A 21,669-nucleotide genomic window follows, 5' to 3' on the forward strand; every position below is an offset into this window, starting at 1 on the left:
ATACGATTTTTTATTCAATAAATAAAAATGTCTGCTTTCAACCAGAACTTCCACCCGACTTCGATAGTCGATTAACCGCCTATAATCTGAATGTAACAGGAACATCCGCAAGCCTTCTTTTCCATATCATATGGTCTGCTCCGCTCCCCCAATGGTCTTGAAGGACATAATTGGGTTCACCCAACTTCTTCTTCCAGATCTTCTGTGCATGGGAGTATCCGCTATCCAAACAAAATTCGGTCATTCCTTTACTGAGAAGCGTAAGATACATGACATTTAACATTAGACTTCCGATCCCTTGCTGTTGGTAATCAGGATCAACAAATACCGTTCCGATTTCAACCACATCACGCCATTCACCATCAGTAGCTTCCCGGATCAATGCATTGGATGGTCCAAACTCGATGCAGCTCACAATGTTGTTGTCTAGCAGTCCGATGAGAAAGTATCTCTGCTCTCCGTGCGTATCAAAATCCGCGTTCAAGTACCTATTTTTGCTGTCGATCTCCTGTTTCATGTCCTCCGATAAATCTGATAAACCTTCTTTGGCAAAAGTATCGGTAATCACGAACCTGAAAAAATCCTCCATGGCATCTATATCACCGCGATTAGGTCGCCTAACTTCTACTTGAAGCATGAAAAGTCCTCCTTGTATCTTCAATTACAATTGACACACAGGTTTTTGGTGTGTTTCATAACATAGGCTTTAACTTCATCCTTTTGTTCATCAGTTAGCTGGACGGGTTTCCATGTTTGGTCATCAGGGATGTGGATGGTTAGAGGCTGATCAAACTCCTGTTCGAGATTATTTGTATCCTCCGTCTGTAGATTTTTCAATCGTTTATGACTCTGATCATATACCTTTGTTATAATAAAGTTACCATTGCTATCATAATAATCTTCAATCGCCCGTACTCGTGACTGAGTTGCCCCTCGATTGTCTTCATAATTGGTAATGGAATTCACTTTTTTATAACCTGCGGGTACAGAGAATCCATCTGCATTCATCATTATATTTTCAGCGATAAAAGCTTCAACATGCTCTACCTTTTCACCTTCGCTCTGACAGGAGCACAAAACCAATACCATCCAGACAGAACAGATCCATAAACCCAATCGAAGTTTATTCTTCAGAGCCACAACCTCCTATATATCCCTAAGCAATTGTATTTTCTTTTCAATTTAACCTTCATGTTCATGAATTCCCGATGAGACGAATAATGTGTTCAACTCGGCAGCTGTGTCCTGTATGAACGTTTCCACTTTATCTAAGGTAAAATAAACCAGCTCAACCTTCGGCTCATTACGTTCATCCAACAGCCACTCTAATTTGAGCGTCCGGTACTGCTCCACCTCTGACTTTTCAACAAAAAGAGGTATGGAATGTCCTGCCGAATCCTTAAGTTTATTCAAAATGGAGTCTGTCCCATGCTGTGATCGTTTCAATTCGAATTCAAGCTGACTGACCTCTTGGTTATATGTATATCTTATGTTTTCTTCGTCCTCTATGTTTTCTTCCTTAAAATCAGCGTACAACGTCTGAACCCACCGTAAATCCGTGTAGATATGGGCAAAATAACCGTATATATATATATTCTTTCCATGCCTTCTCCGGCTTCAGATTTAGATAATGCAAATAATTCTCCTTGATGAGATTTGCGTCAGGCAGCCTTCCGTCATGTACCAGATGCGTAATCCCTTTCTGTTCTCTCGTGATCTTGCCTCTAACATGAATGGCATCCGGAGCGATGCTCCCGATCAGCAAATGCGGAGACGGCTCCGGTCCGCCCAGCTGCTGGGCAACCGCAAAATGGACCATGGGCCACGGCATAGCGATAACCTCCTGAACTTATCGTAATTGTGAGAAAGACCCAGCGCCCCAAATGCTCCCATCTCAGGTCTGAGTCTTGATGATCGGTTTGTCTTATAAATCATTGAAGTATACACCTTTCATGTGTTTACTCCAAGCGTTCATTGCGGATAACCATATGTAAGTGGTCTTCCCAAACCCCGTTAATCTTCAGGTATTTAATGGCCAGTCCTTCTTCGTAGAAGCCTAGTCGTCTCACTACATTCAACGAAGCTTTGTTTCTTGGCATGATGTTAGCTTCCAACCGGTGCAGCTCCAACGTATCAAAACAATAGGCGACCACGGCCCTAAGCGCTTCGGTCATATACCCTTTCCCCGTATGAGCCTGTGCCAGCTTGTATCCCACATGTGCCGATTGAAAGACGCCTCGAACGATATTACTGATCGCAATCGAACCGATGATTTCATCATCTTGATGCAGCCACACTTTAAACAGAGATCCGTCAGCTATGCTTCGACTCTCCGCAGCCAGAATCTCCGCCTGTTTATCGATGGTATAGAACTCAACTTCTCTAGCGGGCTCCCATACCTTCCAATGGTCATCGTTCTTGACTATAAAATCCACCACATCCGCTGCCCGATCCCGATCCATGGTCTTCAACTGCAGACGCGAAGTTTGTAGTGTAATGGACATGCAAAACTCCCCCTTGAACAGCTTAAACTGAAATCAGATCATACCATATTAGTCCCTTGGGATATAATGCCTTAGCTTTGATTGGGTAATTCCACGGGCTTTCCCCTCTGGCGTCAATCGGTATTCGAACTGCATAATCGTATCATGGGCAAAATAAACATATTCGACATCAGGCTCGTCCTTGAACACCACGACGACATAAAAGGGAGGCAGCTTAACGCCCCAGACGCCTTTTACCGACTGTATCTCATCCTTGCTGTAATGTTCTTCTTCAAGCAGGTAGGCATTCACCTTCTTAGCGTAGATCATTTTATTCGCCTGCACGTACACAAAGGGAGACAGAAGCACAAGAGCTAACAATACCAGTAATGCAATTCTGATTTTCTTCATTTTATTCCCTGCTATTTTCATAGATTAAAATGCCGTTTAACCTCTTCGTAGTTCTCCTGAATGCTTCTGCTTCCGTCCACAAATATAACCTTGAATCCCCGATCCATGGCGTCCTGGGCCACAAATGCCGCAAAGCCGATATCTCGTCCCATCCAATTCTGGAACGCGGTATCAGGATCATCGCATTGATTCAGAATATCATGGATCCATTCCCGCTTCGCATAATGCTCCTTCTGGAAATCCGGTACCGGCACGACCCAGATCGCCTGATGAGGGCTGAATACCAGCTCTGCTACTTTTTCCGGCAAAAGCGCTGCACCCTCCACAATGATGGGGCTCGTATCCGGCATGGCCGATACATCATCCACAATCATCCGGAATTCCTCGCGATAAAACTCCAGTTCTTCATGAACCTGCTGCTCTACAGGTCGCGACCACAACGCATTCCAGGTCATATCCTTCAATCGGAACATGGTGGGAAACTCAGACGGATTGCTTGCGTTCACATGCTTCTCGTTGAACAGATCACATTGATAATAGGTGTAGCCATAATCTTTCGTGATCATTTCAGCAATCGTGGATTTACCTGAACAGGGGGACCCCCCGATCCAATATACGTGGGAGTAGTCTTTTTTCTCGTTCATTATATAATCATGCCCCTCTGTCGCTATCTTGTCTTAACTCGTTTCGAATCTCCAGCAATACGTTCCAGATCGCCCTCAAATATACCACAACGAATAAAAAGCCTACTATCAATATCAATGCGAGCATTTCCATCTTCACCCCACCTTACTGCTTGGACTGGAGACCTGCATTCAACCATATCTCTTCTATATGTAATCCCTCTTGCCTTCAGCGCTTTTTCGTATTCGCAGCGTATCAAACAATCGCCCTTCATCATCGATGGCGCGCACTTCCAAGCGATCCAACGTTACAACGACTTGCAGAAAATGAGGCACCGCCAAAGACTGCGAAGTATGCCATTCCCTCTTGGGCAGCAACCAGCCCGGCATGGCTCCGGCGCCGCCTGCTACGATGTACACGATGCCGTTGTCGTAATCCACGGTTCCTTGCGTCAATGGGTGGCTTCGCTCATATACAATCGTATGCGAGTTGATAACCAGATCCACGCCATACCGTTCAAATACCGGGCAAAGCTGCCGCAAATCCTCGACTTGATAGCCGCCCGAAATATATGGCGGGTAGTGAAAATATACAATTTTCCACCTGCGATTGCTTGTTGAGAGCTCGCGTTCCAAGAAATCATACTGCGCATTTCCCGGACTCATTACGCCGGAGCTGCGAGGATAATCTTCTTTTCTGATCAAATCCGTGCTGTCCAAGCAGATAAAATGAGCGTCTCCGTAATAAAATGCGTAGAAATTCTTCGGTTCGGGAAAAGCAAACAGATCGTAATACCATGACGCGTTGTCCTCATGATTTCCCAGGCAACTGTAGATAGGCGTATCCACAAAAAAATCTCGTCCAGGCCCAAAGAAATACTTGTTCCAATCCTTAGCAAGGTTCCCGTCATGGACGACATCTCCTACAAACAAGGCGATATCGGGTCGATACTGCTTCATCCGGCTGAAAATTCTCTGATTTATACATCCTCCCGACGAATCAAACCCGCTGTAACCCCCGGTTTCACTGGTCACTGTAAAAGAGAATGGCTCACCTTGTCCTGCTGCTGTCTTGAACATATAAAATCCCGAATCAATCTTATAGGATTCATGCTGGGTGTAGATCCTGTAATAATAGGTGGTTCCGGGCTCGAGACCCTCCACCGTTATTTGATGTATCCGTGTTGGAGACTCATTAGCGAAAGTACCGAATAGGTCAACAGGCTGCTTGTAGTTCCCTTGATGTCCGCTATGTATTCTCTCAGCAAGCAGAACATCTACCCTGGAAGTTGCAGGGAGAGACGTTTCCCACATCACGGTCATGGTGTGCTCGGTCGGGTTTTGCAGGTACGGCCCTTTCATAATGGAAAGCATGTTCAGCCTCCTTCGTTCCTATTTTTCGGGAAATTATGGTAGCATAACCTCACTTCCTCTCTAATTATAACTATCCTTTCAGCTAAAAAGTTACGCTAACCTTACATTCACGCCAATGTCCAACATAACGAAAAGAACCGGCAAAAACCCCCGGTTCTTAGTGGAATTTATGATAGCCATACCCTCTTGTACCCTGAACTTAGCCTACCACAGCATCCAGTTCCGTCTCACGCTGTTCATGTTCGGGGACTAACACCTCGACCACGACTCTAGTCGGCACGCAGATGATCTGCTGGTAGGGTTCCGAAATAAATCCCATATCCAGTGCAATTCTCCTCGGGGCATCCGAGTATATCATCTGGATCCCGTAGTCGTACACTTTCAGCGTGTTGTGTCCAAACTTGGTCTTAATATCAATGATACGTCCGTCCCCGGTCAGTGGGACGGTTTCGTATTCTTTGCCATTCACCGTAATCAAGGCCTGCAGTTGTCCCTGCTGGTAATCCACATGGCTGTGTTTCCACCATTGCAGACCCGTGAAGGAGCCAAGGATCAGGATCAAGGCAAACAGGATCATATCTCCGCGTCTTATTCTGGACAACATGCTCCCTCCTGACATGCACAGTCTTCGAACCCAAGTATGAACCATCTGCGAAACCATCGAAATGAATTTTGTCACATTCGTCAACTACGCCATACGGCTTGTACAAACGGAAAATGAATCCCGTCTCTTCGTTATGGGAATGTCCGGTCTGTCAACAGGTCTATATCACGCGCGTGGATTTCAACCGACGGAGCCTATTCGCAAGGTGCTGAGCGACGGGTTGGGTTATAAGGAAATTTCAACTGAGGAGCTGCCCTTCTACGCCGGTGACCGTATCTTTATGCTTATTCCGGGCAATGCCGTATCCAGGCAAACTGCGGAAGTTATGATGCAGTCCTCGCTATGGGGCAACCTTCCGGCTGTCCGGAACGGCCTTGTTCATGTGTTGGAGGCAGAACGCTGGAACTACGGAGATGCCCATACGATGGTAAAGCTTCTGAACCTGCTGCCTGAACTATTATTGTCTACGTCCACTTCTAAAACCGCCTTATAGTTTCTCAATAAGCAATGCACAGAAGAATAGGAAAGCCATTCATTCTATCCGTTAAAATAATCCGTTCCGCCACAACTTCATCCGCCAGCAGGTAGCGAGTAATCGCGAGTATACTTTAGGCTTATGAATAGCAATGTTCACAACGTAATGTTGCTTCAAATCGGAACGATAGGAGGAAACAATAGAATGGCTAGAATCCGGATCGGCATGTTCTTCAGCGTATTTGTCGCCATGGTTGGATTAATGATCATCGCTCCCGTTATGCCGCCCTTGATCAGGGAATTGGGATTAAGCGAGACGCATTCCGGCTTGATCATATCCCTGGGTTCCATCGCAATGGCCGTCATGGGACCGGTATGGGGGAATTTAAGTGATTCCAAGGGCAGGAAGCCTGTCATTGTATTTGGTTTTATTGGCATGTTCGTCAGTTATATGTTATTCACTGCGGTTATGTACCTGGGTCTTCATGATAGAATCTCCGGTGTGCTGCTTATCCTCCTGCTCATTATTACGCGGGCTATGGTGGGTTTCTTTATTCCCGCTGTTCCCTCTTCGGCTCAGGCGTATATCGCCGATGTGACCGACGAGAAAGGCCGCTCCGCCGGAATGGCACTGCTTGGCGCGGCTAACGGGTTAGGCTTGGTATTGGGTCCTGCTATTGCCGGCGGGTTTGCGCTCATCAGCCTGATCGCCCCGCTGTATGCTGGTGCCCTTCTGCCGGTAATCGCTGTAGTTGCAGTTCTTTACCTTGTCCCTGCCACAAAACCGGTCATTCAGCAGAAGGCCCCCCGTGTGAATCCGTTCCAAAAAAGAGTTCGTCTTTATTTATTTGCGGGCCTGGCCACCATGCTGGGCATCATTACGGTACAAGTCATCGGCGGGTTTTATTATCAGGATCAGCTCGGGCTGACGACCAAGGAAACAGCCAGTATGATCTCCCTTAGTTTAATGATTAGCGGAGTCGCCATGATTGTCACGCAGGGCCTGCAGATGAAGAAACTCAAATGGTCTCCAAAAGCGATGATTCTGATCGGCGCAGTACTGCTTATGGCCAGTATGCTGCTGCTGCTCATCACCGGAAGCTTGATAAGCTACTTCATCGCATTCTTCTTATTCGGTGTAGGCACCGGACTGATGATGCCTGGATTTATGGCAGGCGCTTCGCTTGCGGTTAGTCGCGAGCAGCAAGGCGGCGTAGCCGGTCTGGTGTCTGCCGTTCAGGGCATTGCTGCCATGATCTCCCCGATTCTCAGCACGACCCTCTATCGAGTGGACAAACATATCCCCTTTGCGCTGATCGGGATCATTGTCCTTCTGATGGCATTGGTTGTGCTTGGAACACGGGATCAGCCCTCTGCGAATGATGCTTGATTCGACGACTTAAACAAAATAAGGCGTCCCCAAACGGGGATGCCTTTATTTGGATCACAAGAAAGTTAAACGATTGAGTGTAAATCTCCGTATCAGTAATACTTCTTAACTTCAGAAGGACTGACTCCATAAGTTTGGCGAAATGTCTGCGAGAATGCACTCACATTGCGATAACCTACGGTCAAGGCTGCCTCGGTCACGTTAGCCTCCCCGTTATGCAATAATTCCATCGCCCGCTCCATCCTGACCTTCCGGATGAACCCAAATACGGTTGTCCCGTAACATTGCTTGAAGCCCAGCTTAAGTTTATAATCATTCAGCCCAATTTCTTTGGCCAGCTCCAGCAACGAAGGCGGTGAAGCGTATCTCGACTCCAAAATCCCATGAGCGAGGCTTAGCTTGCGTACATCCGCCGCTGATAGCCCTTCAGGCAAGGATTCATGACCGAACAGCTGCTGGATCATTCGATCCAGCAGCTCATAAGCTGTACCTTCAACAAGCAGCATGGACCGCATGGGCTGACAGACATCATGAATCAATCTCTTGACCAGTTCTTGTTCAGGGGAGCGGAAAGACAAGTGGATTTTTTGAAATTCGGAAACGTCCAGCAGCTTCCTGAAATGATTCTCTTCACGCCCTGCAGCCTGGGCCACCGCAAAATTAAACAGGGAGACAGGAACGCCAAGCGAGAATGACTGATGCCGCTCTTGGTTCGGCAGCGTAAAGCGAACGTCAATATCCTCCATCAACAGCAGGGCGCTTGTCCCACGGTCCATGGTGCGATCCTTTCCGCCAATATGGATATGCCGTTCTCCGCTAAAATTGAACTGAATCTCGACCATGGGCTCTTTCGATTGAAACCGGTTCGTAAACCGGCGATGATATTGATAATCCGAATAGCACATCTGTAGGCCGCTAAAGGTCCGCAAACGGTGGAAGCCGCCTTCTCCCGCCGATGGAGCGAGCATATAGGCATTGCTGCCGGACTTTTGAATATTTAAAGTGGCAAAATAAGCATCATAGATCATCTGCAATGATTCCGAGCAGCGTGAAGCTGCCGAAAAATCCGGCTGCATGCCGGGCCCCCCCCCACCTTGGATTACAATGTTGATTTCATTATGAACTGCATTAATCACATACCTTTTTCTTCTATCAATACAGCTCCGTTGACCTGCATGCACAGATTACATACCGTCCATAGACTTGGGCTCCCTGATAACACCAATCTCGGCCGATATAAGGGTTCACATATTGCGAGATGCAATCCTGACACTTGGCCCGGCTTCCCACTGGATCGCTCGTATACCACCACCCGGAAGGGTATGGACATAGACCTCGGCAATCGTTAATCACCGTCTTGGGGGTGCAAATGATATAATCGGACGGACAAGAAGCATCTGCGCCGCAGCCCGAGCAATATTGTCCATGCGGAGGCCGGCAGGGCCCCGCAGCAAACGAGATTTTGACGATATCGTCATCATCGGGCCGGACCAATACTTTGGCAAGCGTCTCGGCTGTTTTTTGCGCAAATTTATTCAGCAGCGACTTCCGATTCATCTTCCGGGTAACCCGGCTGATCAACACCTGGGTCTCTTCGTCCTTGTTCTCCGGCTTCCGCCACATACTCTCACCTCATCCTAAGAAGCCCTTGATGCTTTCGCGTACGCTTCAAGTTGTTCCCTGCTGTTCACCAAACCCTTATGCCGGATAACGCCGTTCATATCCACCGCATAGGCATAAGGGGTGACCTGCACATCCAGATGATTCGCAAACTCCGAACTTACGATCAGCACCTCATCGTCATAAGCTATTTTTCGGACATAATCCGATGCTAAATCCACGGACGAGAATAGCAAAAGAATGGGTTTTACGTTATTCATCCTGGCGATCCGCCTAAAATCCGGCAAAATATCGGCGCATTCCTTACACGTCGGCGATCCAAACAGCATGATGGAAGGCCTGCCAATCAACTTGCTCGTGGACCACTCGGCTCCTTGCAAGGTCGTCGTTGTGGCTCCGGGTATTTTTTGGCCGACCGGAATGCCGGACTGATTCACACCTCTCGCAGTCCCCATCACCATAATCCCCAACTGGCGGAACAGGACCAGATTCAGAATGACCAACGGTACGACCAGAATCCACAGCATGGTATATGAGATCCAGAAGAACGTGTTCATCGCGGCCTCCTTACAACTTTTTAATTTTGGAAACATAAGGTGCAGCAATCTCGCGGTATATTCGGATTGCGTGCAGCGCATCCGGAACCCCTATGATGATAAACAGCGATAACAGCAGCATCATCCCCTCCATAAGCAGGCCGGTTACAGCGAAAGAGTGACTATGCGCAAACCAGACAGGATGGCTGTAGGCCAATCCCATGAGACCCATCGCCAGATTGAACCCAACCAATGGAAAGCCAAGCTTGGAGTTGATCTGAGGTCCGAGGCAGCCGCAGTCCACCCTTCCTTTTTTCCAGATGAAATAAGCGACGCCCAAGCCCTGAACGAAATAGAGTAAAGAGATGCCCAAGAAGCTGAGCCGCGATGGAAAACAATATACCAAGGTCACTGACAGGACTTGCAGCAGGGTGAGCAGAACATGCAGACGGGCACTTCCGGGGAAAAGATCCGGGTCACCGAATACACGGCTCCAGCCAAAGCTCACCACCGACAACAGCATGGGCAGAGTAACGGATATCGCGAGCAAATCGTAATACATGGACCGGTATGCTCCTTTCTCTTCAGTAGCTGATGATCCAGATGATGGAACCGATGATCAGCAGCTTGGATACCGTTTGCCGCACGGCCGTGAGAAGCGTGAGGTTGCGTACCCTCTTTTCAAGCATACGGTACACGATGGATCGGATCAGCGGGAGGCTGAACACCGTACCACGAACGACTCCAAACGTTGCCCCTGCCAGCAGGCTCAGCCACCATGGAGCGGTGAACAAGGAGACCAGGATATAGGCGTGAAAGAGGACGCCCACCTGCAATGTGATGAAACCCAAGCCCAGAATCTGGCCCCATAATGCCGCGGAGCGGTACCCTGCGTGCTTGATCCATTCGGAGGGAACGATGAAATTACCGGATGGAAGAATCCCCGTTTTCTGAATGAACTCTAAGCCCAGGAGTATGGCAAACAGCACGACAATAATATAGTTTTGATATAAACCAACAAGGGTTATTTTCAGCAAAAAATTAATGAAACCGATCGCCAGTCCCGTCATAGCGCCGCCCAGGGTACATGACACGATATACACCAGCGCATATTTGGATTTATTAACCTTCGTGCCTTCCAGACTGCCTAACACATTCAACCCACAGGTGGTGTCCACGCTGGCCACTGCAGCACCGACGGCAAATATAAAGAGCAACATCGACAGCAAGTCATGCCACCTCCCCACAATCCCTAGAAATGATCCCTTCACTTCTTCATCTTATGAGTGACAGCCTGTCGATTATTTACACAAATATGCGATGGATATGCCCGCTACATGGCTATCTTATTGAGAAAAAAAGAAACCGTCCATGGACAATCTCCATAGACGGTTTAGATTTATACATGCACGCTCCATGATTTCGTTATGCGACCTTATGATAATCCGAGATATCGACCTCAAGCGGCATTTCGGCTGCGCGTGCTTTTTGGGCCGCTTTAAAGAATACAATGACCAATATGACACTGATGACAGCACCCACGATATAAGAAACATTCATGGACTGCCTGAATCCGATCTGGGCATTCAGAATGTACACCGTCGTTGTGTAGAGCATAAACGCACCGGGAATCAGCGCCACCCAGTAATTTTTACGGGCAATGAACAGGTACATCGCACCGACAAACAGAGCAATAACCGCGGTGGCCTGGTTCGCCCAGGAGAAGTATCTCCAGAGAATGTTGAAATCAATCTGGGTTAAGGCGATCGAAATGATAAACAAAGGAATGGCAATGATAAGACGCCGCTTCATGCTGAATTGTGGCAGCTTGATATAATCGGCAATGATCATGCGCGCACTCCGGAATGCTGTATCCCCCGAGGTTATCGGCAACACGATCACTCCCAGTACAGCCAGCGTGCCTATAACGGCACCTAACGTCACCTTCGCCACCTCGCTTACGACAAGACCCGTTCCGCCGGAGGCAAGAAGCTCGTTCAAGCCATTGGGCCCCTGGAACAAACTCATCGCCGCTGCGGCCCATACCATGGCAATGATTCCCTCTGCAATCATCATTCCATAAAAAATTTTACGCCCCTGCTTCTCAGTCTGTGTGGTCCGGGAAATAATCGGCGTCTGGGTAGCATGGAATCCGGATAGAGCACCGCACGTAATGGTTAAAAACAAAAGCGGGAAAATCGGCATATGATCCGGATGCAAATTGGCTAACGTCAATTCCGGTATCGGTACCTGCTGTACAATCAGCATCCCGCCGACACCAAGAGATGCTATGAGTAACAGTGCGCCGAATATCGGATAGAAGCGGCCAATGATTTTATCAATGGGCAGAAGCGTAGCCAGAATGTAGTACCCGAAAATAAACAGGGTGATGATCCACAAGCTTACCTTGCCGTTCATCAGATTGTGAAGCAGGCTGGCTGGTGAGGTCACAAAGACGGTACCTACCAAGACCAGCAGCAGAATCGCGAAAGCGTTCACAACATGCTTCATCACTTTACCCAAAAACTTGCCAGCAAGCTCCGGCAGATGCGCACCGCGGTTGCGGATGGAGATCATACCCGTCAGGTAATCATGCACAGCCCCGGCAAAAATACACCCCAGCACAATCCAGATAAAAGCAACCGGTCCGTAGAGCGCTCCCATAATGGGTCCGAAAATGGGTCCCACTCCGGCTATATTGAGGAGCTGAATCAGCGAGTTTTTGTTTGTGCTCATGGGCAGATAATCGACGCCGTCCTGATTGACATAAGCAGGTGTGGCACGTTCTTCTTTAACTCCGAACATTTTTTCAATGTATTTTCCATAAGTGAAATATCCAATAACCAGCAGAATGATCGATATGATGAAGGTATACATGCCTTCGCCACCTTTCCTTGAAATCGCTTACATTGATTATAAGAAATTATCGAGGTCATAGGGCGATTTTGAACTAACATGTCGTCTAGACGCATTAAGATGTTCAAATTTAAGGTTATTATGCATATATACGGGGTTCTCTCATCAAGCTCTCATCAATCCTTCATCGACACATGAGCATTCCATACATCCTCATCACATCCACGTTTACTACTAGAGCTCCAAAGCTTCTCGAAATGCCTTGGCATAATTTCGGCTTACGGCTAGTTTGTCACTACAGCCCTTCAGCTCAAGCTGGAATGCTCCGTTAAACCAAGGAACCAGGCTTTTTACATAATCAAGATGTACCACATAGCTTTTATGAATCCGGAAGAATGGATACTGCCGAAGCTTCGTTTCCAGCTCCTTGAGCGGCGTTTTAACATGATATTGCTTATCGGCTGTGACAATCTTGGAGTATGCATCCTCCCGTGATATATAAATAATATCATTCGGGTCTATAAACTTGATTCCCCCCTCCACATCCAGCGACAGCTTGCCTGGAGCTTTTGAATACCCAGGTGCTGCAGAGTCTTCCTTCCGTAATGATTGCTCAAGGCGCCTCACCGTCTCCGCCAGCCGCTCTTCGTCTATGGGTTTTAACAGATAGTCCAGTGCTTCAAACCGGAAGGCCTCTGCACCGAATTGAGCATACGCCGTGGCAAACACGATTCTCGGAGGGAGCCTCAACTCGTTCAAGGCTCTTGCCGTTTCAAGCCCGTTCATTAAAGGCATTTCAATATCCAGAAATACGGCTTCCGGCTTCAACTGCATGGTCTTTAACACCGCCTGTTCCCCGGAATCCGCTTCCCCAACGATCTCGAGTGTAGGATGCTGCTTCAATAAATAGATCAGTTCTTCGCGGCTGTACCGTTCATCATCCACGATGAGTGTTCGAATGCGCTCGATCATGTTTAAGAAATCCCTGCCTTCATGAATGGAGTTTTACGTTATTGGCAGCGGGAATCTGAAATTGGATTTCTGTCCCGACCGCTTCATTACTGTTGATGTTTAATGATGCATGGGGTCCATACATCAAAGCTAATCTTCTGTTCACATTATACACAGCCATTCCCGTACCCGATGAAGAATCGAGCATTTGGCGACCCAATAACTGAAGCCGTTCCGGCGTAATCCCCGTTCCGTTATCCTTGATCGTAACGAATACACCGTTAGCCGGATCACCCTGAATGCGGATAAGGATGACACAATGGTCTGTTTTGTTCCTGAAACCGTGGCGTATGCTGTTCTCTATTAATGGCTGCAAGGTCAGCGGTGGTACAAGCGCCTGCAACGCAGAATCCTCTACCTCAAATTGAATTTGCAGCTTATCCTCGAACCTGGTTTGTTCAATGCTCATATAAGAACGTATATGCTGCAGTTCATCCTGGAGCGTGGCCTTCTCGGCGGTTGCGGCGGTCAAATTCTGGCGAATATAGTCCGATAGACTCCGCAGCAGCTTTCTTGCCTTCTCCGCATCAATCCGTGTTAAGGAGAGGATGGTGTTTAATGCATTAAACAAAAAGTGCGGATGAATTTGTGCTTGAAGCGTCTTGATCTCAGCTTCCCTGGCAAGTTCCTTGGTTTCCTCCAATTGAGCGGCCTCCAGCTGGTAGCTTAACAGCATCGTAAGACCTGACATTAATTCTGTCGTAACGTGGGTAATGTCCTTCGGACTTCGAAAATAGAATTTGAGGGTGCCCACGGTCACTCCTCCCTGTTTCAAAGGCCCGATGACAGCCGCTCCTAGCGGACAATCCGGCTTCTGGCACTGAATATGCGCCCGATCCGCGATCAGCTGCTCCCCTTGTTCAATGACCCGACGCGTCACTTCCGTCTGCAGCGGACGGTCCGACGCGTGATGATCATCCCCCGTCCCGACATGGGCCAGAATCATCCGGTCATTCGTAATCGCAATCGCACTGGCGTTGACTTCCTCGTAAAGAATCCGGCATACCGCTTCCGCGGATTGCGCATTCATCCCCTGACGCATGTATCCGATGGTTCTGCGGGCAATGCGAAGAGAAGCTTGAGCCTGCTGAGCCGCTACCTTCTCCTCTTCATTCAATACGGATCGAATAATGAGCAGAAACAAAGCACAACCGATCCCGTTAGCTACAATCATCGGTACTCCAATATAGCCGACCAAGGACATCGCCTGTTCGAATGGTCTGGACAAAAGCAGGATGATCAGCATTTGAAGGGATTCTGCCAATGCCCCCATTAGAAGCGCAGCTGAGAAAGAAACCTGCTCATTCTTCTTATGAAACAAGCTGGCCAGAAGCCCTGCAAGTATGGTCGCGAGCCCACAGGCCAAACTCGTGAATCCCCCTAATGTAAAACGGTGAAGCCCTGCAATCAGTCCAGCACCGAGCCCGATTCTGCAGCCTCCGAATAATCCGGCCATGACCACACCGACAACCCTTGAATTCGCAATCGCTTCGTCTCCGGACACCTGCATCATCCATTTGTTAACTTCAAGTGATTCGGTGTTCACCGTAATACCGGTATACGTCCCGATAATACCTAAAATCCCGAAGACTAATATGGCTTGTATCTGTTGTACAGACCCCAGCTTGTCCTGGCTTATCATTGTCCGGAAGAACCTCAACCGGGTTACGATAAATGCAATCGTCACAATAATTCCAATCCGCTCGGTCATTGTAATCAGCAGTTCAAACATGGCGTCACCCCGCAATCTGACTTTGAATCGGTTACTCGTCACGCATAGATTCCTTATGAAGTTTGCCGTAAACCTGGCAATACATACTAAATTATCATGGCAGAGGCTCAAAAAACAACAAAAAACCTCCCGCTTCAATTATATCTAAAGCGGAGGTTGTTAAACCCCATACCATCATATTCGTATGAGAATCTCAATCTATATGAATATCACCTGATAACCGGCTTTCTCCATTCCATATAAATACGGTCGCTGAACCCTTTTTCCTCTGTATCATCCTCGGATTTGCGTTCAAATTCCCGGAACCCTAATTTCTGATATAACGATAGCGCGACCTGGTTGCTGTCGGTCACTTCCAGAACATAACGCTTGTATGGCAGCTCCTCCATAACATGCTTCATTAAAGCGGTGGAAACGCCTTTGCCGCGCGCTTTTGTGGTAGTTGCCACACATTCGATATAACCCGTCTCGTCATTATAGGGCAATGCCGGGTTAAATTCGTTTTTCATGACATTATATGCAAGTTCCCCTGTCTTGTCTCCAAAAGCATCCTGAAGCGGAGCTAGTTCGACCGGCATGGCCCGCTGCCCATGATGGGAACAGGCTAAAATCCCGATCATGACTCCCTGGACCTCCGCTACATAAAACACCTCAGGACTGAAGAGACTCCGGAAGGCTTTCTTCAATGTGCTTCGGTCCTGGGTGAAATAGGACAATTCGTTATAATATCCATCAACAAACACTTCCGCCACTTCCTCGCGAACATCTCGTTCATAATCTGCCATTCTTCTAATCGTAATGGAGCACATGATGTTTACCTCCTGTCAAAAATGTAATCTGCGCTTCATATCCTTTCGAAATCCCTTATCTGCAATCAGGCACATCCCGCTAAACGTTAATAAGGCATATACGCCCGCTGCAACGGCTGTCCATAATACGTGCGACATGCCGATGGCGTACAGTAATAAGGGCACAAACCCAAGCAAGATCAGGGTTAACAAGTAACCTGCGAACTCGCGCCAGCGCATTTTTCTGGTGCAGCATATAACGGTAATCAGCAGGGTTGCCGCCATCATCAGGAACGGAATGACGTAACCGGTCGACCAGTAATTCGTACCCGCTGCGACGTTGAGCCAAAGCAGCATGCCGGACAGCCCGAGCAGCTGTACGACGATTTTGCCGCCGAGGTGCGACTTGGACATCAAAGTATGTCTGATGAACAGCCATGCATAGAGCACGCAGGGCATGAGGTACAGACTCCACCATACTTCGTGATTTCCCAGGATATTTATAAGAACGGATAAGCCGATGACGGACACGGCAATGAAGGTAAGCCACTTGGATAAAAGACTGCTCGCACGCTGCTCCTCAACAGCCTCATAGACGGGGTACCAAGAATTATCTCCCACAGATGGTGCGTTGCCCTTACCCTGTAAATTTCTCCGGCATAAGGGACATGTTGCGTGCGCCGGGTTTACGGATACCCCACAGCTCTCACATCTCATGCACCCATCCCCCAATCGTTGCTGACGATCCTTATATCCAATCCGCTTAAGATGGCAAGCTGACGAAAAAAGTGCCTGATCACATCACTTTCAACGATATTCCTGGCAAAGGTGATGGTCAACTGGTCATTGATCGAACTGACGGCACAGTTCATTGGACTCTTGGCTGTAGGATACATCGTGGTTTCCATCGACTCGATATGCGCAGCCATACTCGCAGGGATGTCGACTCGGCCCAGATTGGTAAGCGTTAGCGTTTTGGCCTCTTCACCGTAATGGTCGAATCCATAACGAATCGCCATATCCTTCAGTTTCAGCGGCGTGAATCGGGATAACAGGTTCTTCTCGTATTTCATGCTCCCGGCCATCGCTTGGCTTAGATAAGACTTCGTCGTTTTCTCTTTCATCTGTGCATGCACGATACCTTGTACATCATCCAATGTCATGCCTTCCTTCATCTGTACGCCAATGTTGATGACTGCAAAAAAGTTGCGCAGGCTGCTCGAAGGGAAGATTTTTCGCAGGTTCACCGGCATGCTAATCACGATCGGCCGGTTCTCGTTGTTGAAAGGCAACGTGGTCTCATAAACCGCCATGATCAAAATCGCTGTCAGGTAAGCGGTGAGGGTCACTCCCTTCTGCTTGGCCGCCCCATTCAGCCGCGAGGCGTGAATCATGCCGTGGATGACGTTATGTCCATAAGGCGAGAATCGGGTACCGGGAATTTGCAGGGCCTCCGGCATTCTGGAATCGGCCGTGGCCGAAGTATAATGAGCTTTAAAGCTGTCCTGTGCTTCGGCATAACGGGCAAATGAAGCGGGCGGCAGAATCAGACCTTCCTTGTCCTCCACGTTCTCACCGAGCAGATATAAATACTGGAATACCAAGGTTTTGAGGAACTCCAGTGCCCCACCGCCGTCTGTTAGCGCATGGAAAATCTCCACGCTGATTTTGTTGCCATGATATAAAACCCTTACCAAGCTTCCGTTCTCCGTCGAGAGGGCTGCAGGAGCACAGGGATAGGTGGATTCCGGTTCCACCATCAAACGTGTCTCCTTCTCCCGCAGAAATTTCCAGAACAGGCCATTTCTAAGCTCGACGTTCAATAGAGGGAATCGCTTTATTACACTATCGAGCGCCTGTTGCAAAACCGATGGTTTCACGTGACTTGTCAGCATCATCGACAATCGGTAGGTTGATGAATTCTCCCTCCCCGCAACCGCGGGAAACAGCTTCCCGGCGTGGTCAAGTTTATACCATTCTTCCATCTGTTGCTCTCCTCATTTCTTGTAGAACTCCCATATAACTGCACACAACAGCCTTACCTTATGTACGTCGCAATGCCTCTTTTACTCAAGCTTCAACCGCAGCCGATACCAAGAGGGCATACCCCTCTTCATGTAAAGGCCGCTTATCCGCCATTGAAAATCGCTTCATCAGCGATGAGCGGGTATGTATTAACATCATCGGAACAAGTAATTCGGTTCTTCGATCAATCCGGCTCTTGCCATCCGGGTGCATCACCGATAACAGCATTCGCAGGTAGGAAGTGGTCAGCTTCTGGAACAAGTCCGGTTTCATCGCTTTATGCTCAAAACCAAGCCCGTGCGTTAAACCACGGTGCAGCAGTGTAATCCCGACCAATGCCCTGACCTCGCTGAACTCCGATTGGCCTTCATATGCACGGCTAATCTGCAGCATGGACTTTCTTGCAAGTCTTGCTATTTTCAAAGCCGCACGATCTGGCCCTTCCGATCGGATGAGTTTCAGAATCGTTTCATTATCCAAATGAAGCTCGCCTACCAGATCTCCATTCTGAATAACCGTCGAGTCCTCGCAGACGATGCACTCTCCTCGATGCTTCTTAATCATGACCGTGCATATGCCAAAGCGCGAGATATGCGAGCTGCGGAACCTGGAAATGAAAGTGAAGATACGTTCCCACATCATCCAGGAGCTTTGCATGACGGTTTTAAGTAATTTTCGCAGCAGTTGAAACACCTCACTATATATTTGATTGAATATTGATTGAATATTTCATTCCATGATTCTCCAGTAAAATTCCGTTAATCTCATCATAAAGGAGATCTGCACAGGTTCACACCGCCCCAGGTACAGAGTTGCCCTCGGTCTCAAGACGGAGATGCGGATCAAAAAAAGCTGCCAATCCGAACGTTTTCGAGATGAGCACAGCTCTTGTTGAAATACTCAAAGACATTCCCCTATTCAAATTAATAACCTGCCACGTTCCTAACATCAGTTCTAATTGGTTTTTTTCGTAATATTAAAAAGTAAGCGCTTCATATTTGTGCAAATGTATACTCTTAGGATAAGCAAGCCATTGTAACTGCCGTAGAGTCCATTAGGTTTACATCAAACTGACAAGGATGTGACTACGATGATGCTTTCACATTTACGTAGGTGCGGGCTTTTGTTTCTGGCGGCAGTGTTCATCTCTGCAATCTGGGTTCCACTCCCACATGCCAAGGCAGCAGCGTTAATTACAATCGATTCCCATCAGGATGGGCAAACGCTTCAGCCGGGTGTGTCTGAGTTATTCGGGACCTACAATGGTGTGTATGAGCTTCAACTCATCGTAGACGGAGAGTTTGTAACGGATGTTCAGATGGATGATCCCAATGGCGATGACAGCGGGACCTGGTCCTACAAGCTCGATACGAGTCAATTGGACGGTTCAGTCGAAATGGTGCTGAAAGCAAATGACGCGGTTACGCGTTATGGTATCTGGTCTCCTTGGATACACCTGAACATTGATAATCCCGCAGCTCATATTCCAGAAGTGGAGATTACCAGCCCTATTGAGTATACTTTGCAGCGCAACAAAATGGATATTAACATATCCGCAGCAGGTAAAAATCCGATATCACTTGTTGAGCTCCGCATCGATGGTGGAGAATGGCTGCAGGTCTCCCCTGCCAAAAACGGCTATAAATATACATTCGATTCGCGTCAATCCCCGCTAAGGGTTCACAGCCTGGAAGCCAGAGCAACCGATTCTTATGGCAATACAGGTTATAGTCTAACGGTCTATGCAAGAACAGGGGGGCAGCCACCGGTTAACCAAGGTAATCATCCCGCGACGGTTACAGATGCCGTTTATACGGATCTCATCCATCCAACTCCCGTCAACGTAATTGAAGAAGTATACAGTCCCTCCGCGACGAACCCTAAAACGGTAACTAGCAGCACCTATAACTCAGAACCGCTGACAGATCAAGATCGTGCGATCTGGATCTGGGAAAATGCCTCCTACCCTCTCGTTCTGAATTCGAATTCCCGCGTTGTCCTCTCGTCCATGGCAAAGGATACCGCAACCTTTAATCAACGTCCGATTACGACACTTTATTTGGCTGTAGGTCAATATAACGGAACCAAAATGCTGGAGGATCATCGTAGTAAGGTCCAACAATTCATCGAGTGGGCACACGCCGAGGGTTTTCGGGTTCAAGCGTTGATCGCCGGTGGTACCACCCCGCCTTACTTCGGAGCCTATAATCGATATCTGTCTCATGCCGTAAGGGAATTTGAGCAGATACTGAACTACAATTTGGCCTCCGGCGAGTCTGCTCGTTTTGATGGCGTGAACTTGGATACAGAACCGTATATCCTGCCGGATTTCAAAACAGCAAAGCCTTCCGTCCAGATTCAGTACCTGGATATGCTGCAGCTGCTAATGGAACGTAAGCAGGCATCGGGACTCGCCTTGTCAGTCGGCGCAGCGATTCCTAGATGGTACGACACTTCGGCCGACGCCAGCAATATTACATGGAATGGAAAGACGAAATGGCTGTCTGAGCATATTCAGGACACGGCCGATTATATATCGATTATGAATTATCGTGATCAGGCCGATGGGAGCGCCGGTATTATCGCACAAGCGCTAAACGAGCTGGCCTATGCAAATACGATCAGCAAGCCGAAGTCGGTTGTGATCGGAGTCGAGACGAAAGACATCGCGGATGGCGGGGATCCGGAAACCATCAGCTTCCATGAAGAAGGGCGAACTTACATGGAGCAGGAGTTAAACAAGGTGTATGACGCTTTTCTGAACGATTCGGCGTTTGGAGGCATCGCTCTCCATCACTACTCCTCGATCGTTGATTTTCCAAGCGAATGGGGACCTGGCGGCTACGCATGGCAGCCTCCTGCTGACCACGAACCGCCAAGTACGGTTAGCGGGGCAACAGCTGCCACGTTTGATTTTCAACGCATTAATATAACTTACAATATGGCGATGGATAACTCGGCCGTTAATGCATATCGGATCTACCGCGGGACCGAAGCCGACTTTGAGATCGGATCCGCTACTTACGCCGGAACCTCGAAAGGACTTTCCTACAAAGATACCGGGCTGCTGCCGAGCACCACCTATTATTATAAAATCACAGCGGTCGATATCAGCGGCAATGAAGGAGCTCCCAGCGCGGCTGCTTCAGCAACAACGGCGCCGTCCACCATGAAACCGATGGTGATTGATCAGATGACCATCACCTATTCTAATGGTGCCGCCAGAGTATCCATGCAGATGGTTGATATGGAAACAAGGCAGCCTGTTACGGCCAAGATCAGCGGACGATTCACCCATATGGCAGGCAAATATGTTAATGCCACAACAAATGCGGAAGGCGTGTTCCAATCGCAATCCGAGCTCATCTCCGCATCCCGTGGCGAGATCGGTTTCCTGCCACGGCGCATCATGGCCGACTCCTATTACTGGGCCAGTGCTTATGACCAACTCCCGTACCCAACGGTGATATGGGAGCCTTGAGGCTCAGTTTGATTGTACGTTACAGTCGCATTTAGTAATCCAATAATTCTATTGGACTTACTTCATCTTCTTCCTTAAAAGACTCCTCGTCCGATTCAACTTGGTATACGAATTTAGAGCCGGTTTAAAAGGAAGCTCGAGAGGGGACAGTCTCAGCATTTGTACGAAATATCGTACAATTGGGCTTGCCGTCAGCAACCAGGTTCAGCATTTGTACGATATATCGTACAATCGGGCTTGCCGTCAGCAACCAATCTCATA

The 21,669-nt window shown here is 48.2% G+C and carries 25 protein-coding genes; 3 read left to right on the forward strand and 22 right to left on the reverse strand.

Features of this window, described 5'->3' with window-relative positions:
• Nucleotides 1–79 precede the first annotated feature (79 nt).
• From ACOZB4_RS08695 to ACOZB4_RS08740, 10 genes are all read right to left on the reverse strand, one after another.
• Complete coding sequence (locus tag ACOZB4_RS08695) at nucleotides 80–637, reverse strand: GNAT family N-acetyltransferase (protein WP_379413716.1); 558 nt, start codon at nucleotides 635–637, stop codon at nucleotides 80–82.
• 20 nt (nucleotides 638–657) lie between these two features.
• Complete coding sequence (locus ACOZB4_RS08700; RefSeq protein ID WP_379413713.1) at nucleotides 658–1,140, reverse strand: hypothetical protein; 483 nt, start codon at nucleotides 1,138–1,140, stop codon at nucleotides 658–660.
• Between the two features lie 42 nt (nucleotides 1,141–1,182).
• Nucleotides 1,183–1,413 carry a hypothetical protein gene (locus ACOZB4_RS08705; RefSeq protein ID WP_379413711.1) on the reverse strand — a complete coding sequence of 77 codons (231 nt, stop codon included), beginning with the start codon at nucleotides 1,411–1,413 and terminating at the stop codon, nucleotides 1,183–1,185.
• A 112-nt stretch (nucleotides 1,414–1,525) separates the two neighbouring features.
• Complete coding sequence (locus ACOZB4_RS08710) at nucleotides 1,526–1,831, reverse strand: hypothetical protein (RefSeq protein WP_379413709.1); 306 nt, start codon at nucleotides 1,829–1,831, stop codon at nucleotides 1,526–1,528.
• A gap of 127 nt (nucleotides 1,832–1,958) precedes the next feature.
• Nucleotides 1,959–2,504: a GNAT family N-acetyltransferase gene (locus tag ACOZB4_RS08715; RefSeq protein WP_379413707.1), complete on the reverse strand. Its 546-nt coding sequence runs from the start codon at nucleotides 2,502–2,504 to the stop codon at nucleotides 1,959–1,961.
• Between the two features lie 48 nt (nucleotides 2,505–2,552).
• A complete protein-coding gene (locus ACOZB4_RS08720) occupies nucleotides 2,553–2,894 on the reverse strand; it encodes a DUF3139 domain-containing protein (RefSeq protein WP_379413704.1) in 342 nt (113 codons plus the stop codon).
• A gap of 17 nt (nucleotides 2,895–2,911) precedes the next feature.
• Nucleotides 2,912–3,538: a hypothetical protein gene (locus ACOZB4_RS08725; RefSeq protein ID WP_379413702.1), complete on the reverse strand. Its 627-nt coding sequence runs from the start codon at nucleotides 3,536–3,538 to the stop codon at nucleotides 2,912–2,914.
• Between the two features lie 7 nt (nucleotides 3,539–3,545).
• The gene (locus ACOZB4_RS08730) at nucleotides 3,546–3,671 is read right to left on the reverse strand and encodes a hypothetical protein (RefSeq protein ID WP_379413700.1); all 126 of its coding nucleotides are present in this window, start codon (nucleotides 3,669–3,671) and stop codon (nucleotides 3,546–3,548) included.
• 53 nt (nucleotides 3,672–3,724) lie between these two features.
• Nucleotides 3,725–4,891, reverse strand: a complete 1,167-nt coding sequence (locus ACOZB4_RS08735; RefSeq protein WP_379413698.1) for a metallophosphoesterase — start codon at nucleotides 4,889–4,891, stop codon at nucleotides 3,725–3,727.
• Nucleotides 4,892–5,090: 199 nt separating this feature from the next.
• On the reverse strand, nucleotides 5,091–5,492 hold the full coding sequence (locus ACOZB4_RS08740) for a NusG domain II-containing protein (RefSeq protein WP_422759526.1): 402 nt from the start codon (nucleotides 5,490–5,492) through the stop codon (nucleotides 5,091–5,093).
• 64 nt (nucleotides 5,493–5,556) lie between these two features.
• On the opposite strand from ACOZB4_RS08740, the gene ACOZB4_RS08745 reads away from it, so the two are divergent.
• Both ACOZB4_RS08745 and ACOZB4_RS08750 read left to right on the forward strand, forming a co-directional pair.
• Nucleotides 5,557–5,988: a hypothetical protein gene (locus ACOZB4_RS08745; protein WP_379413692.1), complete on the forward strand. Its 432-nt coding sequence runs from the start codon at nucleotides 5,557–5,559 to the stop codon at nucleotides 5,986–5,988.
• 186 nt (nucleotides 5,989–6,174) lie between these two features.
• Nucleotides 6,175–7,359, forward strand: a complete 1,185-nt coding sequence (locus ACOZB4_RS08750; protein ID WP_379413690.1) for an MFS transporter — start codon at nucleotides 6,175–6,177, stop codon at nucleotides 7,357–7,359.
• Nucleotides 7,360–7,451: 92 nt separating this feature from the next.
• Here ACOZB4_RS08750 and ACOZB4_RS08755 read toward each other — a convergent pair whose 3' ends face one another.
• From ACOZB4_RS08755 to ACOZB4_RS08810, 12 genes are all read right to left on the reverse strand, one after another.
• On the reverse strand, nucleotides 7,452–8,435 hold the full coding sequence (locus ACOZB4_RS08755) for a helix-turn-helix transcriptional regulator (protein ID WP_379413686.1): 984 nt from the start codon (nucleotides 8,433–8,435) through the stop codon (nucleotides 7,452–7,454).
• A 76-nt stretch (nucleotides 8,436–8,511) separates the two neighbouring features.
• Nucleotides 8,512–8,982 carry a hypothetical protein gene (locus ACOZB4_RS08760; RefSeq protein ID WP_379413683.1) on the reverse strand — a complete coding sequence of 157 codons (471 nt, stop codon included), beginning with the start codon at nucleotides 8,980–8,982 and terminating at the stop codon, nucleotides 8,512–8,514.
• Between the two features lie 14 nt (nucleotides 8,983–8,996).
• Nucleotides 8,997–9,536 (reverse strand): methylamine dehydrogenase, encoded by a 540-nt coding sequence (locus ACOZB4_RS08765; protein ID WP_379413681.1) that lies wholly within the window; start codon nucleotides 9,534–9,536, stop codon nucleotides 8,997–8,999.
• A gap of 10 nt (nucleotides 9,537–9,546) precedes the next feature.
• Entirely contained in the window at nucleotides 9,547–10,077 is a 531-nt protein-coding gene (locus tag ACOZB4_RS08770) for a hypothetical protein (RefSeq protein ID WP_379413679.1), read from the reverse strand.
• 22 nt (nucleotides 10,078–10,099) lie between these two features.
• Complete coding sequence (locus tag ACOZB4_RS08775) at nucleotides 10,100–10,735, reverse strand: hypothetical protein (RefSeq protein WP_379413834.1); 636 nt, start codon at nucleotides 10,733–10,735, stop codon at nucleotides 10,100–10,102.
• Nucleotides 10,736–10,940: 205 nt separating this feature from the next.
• A complete protein-coding gene (locus tag ACOZB4_RS08780; protein ID WP_379413677.1) occupies nucleotides 10,941–12,392 on the reverse strand; it encodes a carbon starvation CstA family protein in 1,452 nt (483 codons plus the stop codon).
• Nucleotides 12,393–12,605: 213 nt separating this feature from the next.
• Complete coding sequence (locus ACOZB4_RS08785) at nucleotides 12,606–13,343, reverse strand: LytR/AlgR family response regulator transcription factor (protein ID WP_379413675.1); 738 nt, start codon at nucleotides 13,341–13,343, stop codon at nucleotides 12,606–12,608.
• Between the two features lie 19 nt (nucleotides 13,344–13,362).
• Nucleotides 13,363–15,114, reverse strand: a complete 1,752-nt coding sequence (locus ACOZB4_RS08790) for a LytS/YhcK type 5TM receptor domain-containing protein (RefSeq protein WP_379413831.1) — start codon at nucleotides 15,112–15,114, stop codon at nucleotides 13,363–13,365.
• Between the two features lie 209 nt (nucleotides 15,115–15,323).
• Nucleotides 15,324–15,923: a GNAT family N-acetyltransferase gene (locus ACOZB4_RS08795; RefSeq protein ID WP_379413672.1), complete on the reverse strand. Its 600-nt coding sequence runs from the start codon at nucleotides 15,921–15,923 to the stop codon at nucleotides 15,324–15,326.
• Between the two features lie 15 nt (nucleotides 15,924–15,938).
• The gene (locus tag ACOZB4_RS08800) at nucleotides 15,939–16,523 is read right to left on the reverse strand and encodes a DUF6320 domain-containing protein (protein ID WP_379413670.1); all 585 of its coding nucleotides are present in this window, start codon (nucleotides 16,521–16,523) and stop codon (nucleotides 15,939–15,941) included.
• A gap of 92 nt (nucleotides 16,524–16,615) precedes the next feature.
• Nucleotides 16,616–17,887: an alcohol acetyltransferase gene (locus ACOZB4_RS08805; protein ID WP_379413668.1), complete on the reverse strand. Its 1,272-nt coding sequence runs from the start codon at nucleotides 17,885–17,887 to the stop codon at nucleotides 16,616–16,618.
• Between the two features lie 85 nt (nucleotides 17,888–17,972).
• The gene (locus tag ACOZB4_RS08810) at nucleotides 17,973–18,584 is read right to left on the reverse strand and encodes a YkoP family protein (RefSeq protein ID WP_379413666.1); all 612 of its coding nucleotides are present in this window, start codon (nucleotides 18,582–18,584) and stop codon (nucleotides 17,973–17,975) included.
• Nucleotides 18,585–19,017: 433 nt separating this feature from the next.
• Between ACOZB4_RS08810 and ACOZB4_RS08815 the strand changes: the two genes are divergently transcribed.
• Nucleotides 19,018–21,408 (forward strand): fibronectin type III domain-containing protein, encoded by a 2,391-nt coding sequence (locus ACOZB4_RS08815; RefSeq protein WP_379413663.1) that lies wholly within the window; start codon nucleotides 19,018–19,020, stop codon nucleotides 21,406–21,408.
• Nucleotides 21,409–21,669 lie beyond the last annotated feature (261 nt).

It is taken from the genome of Paenibacillus sp. NPDC058898, assembly GCF_049316025.1.
Classification (GTDB): Bacteria; Bacillota; Bacilli; order Paenibacillales; family Paenibacillaceae; genus Paenibacillus_AQ.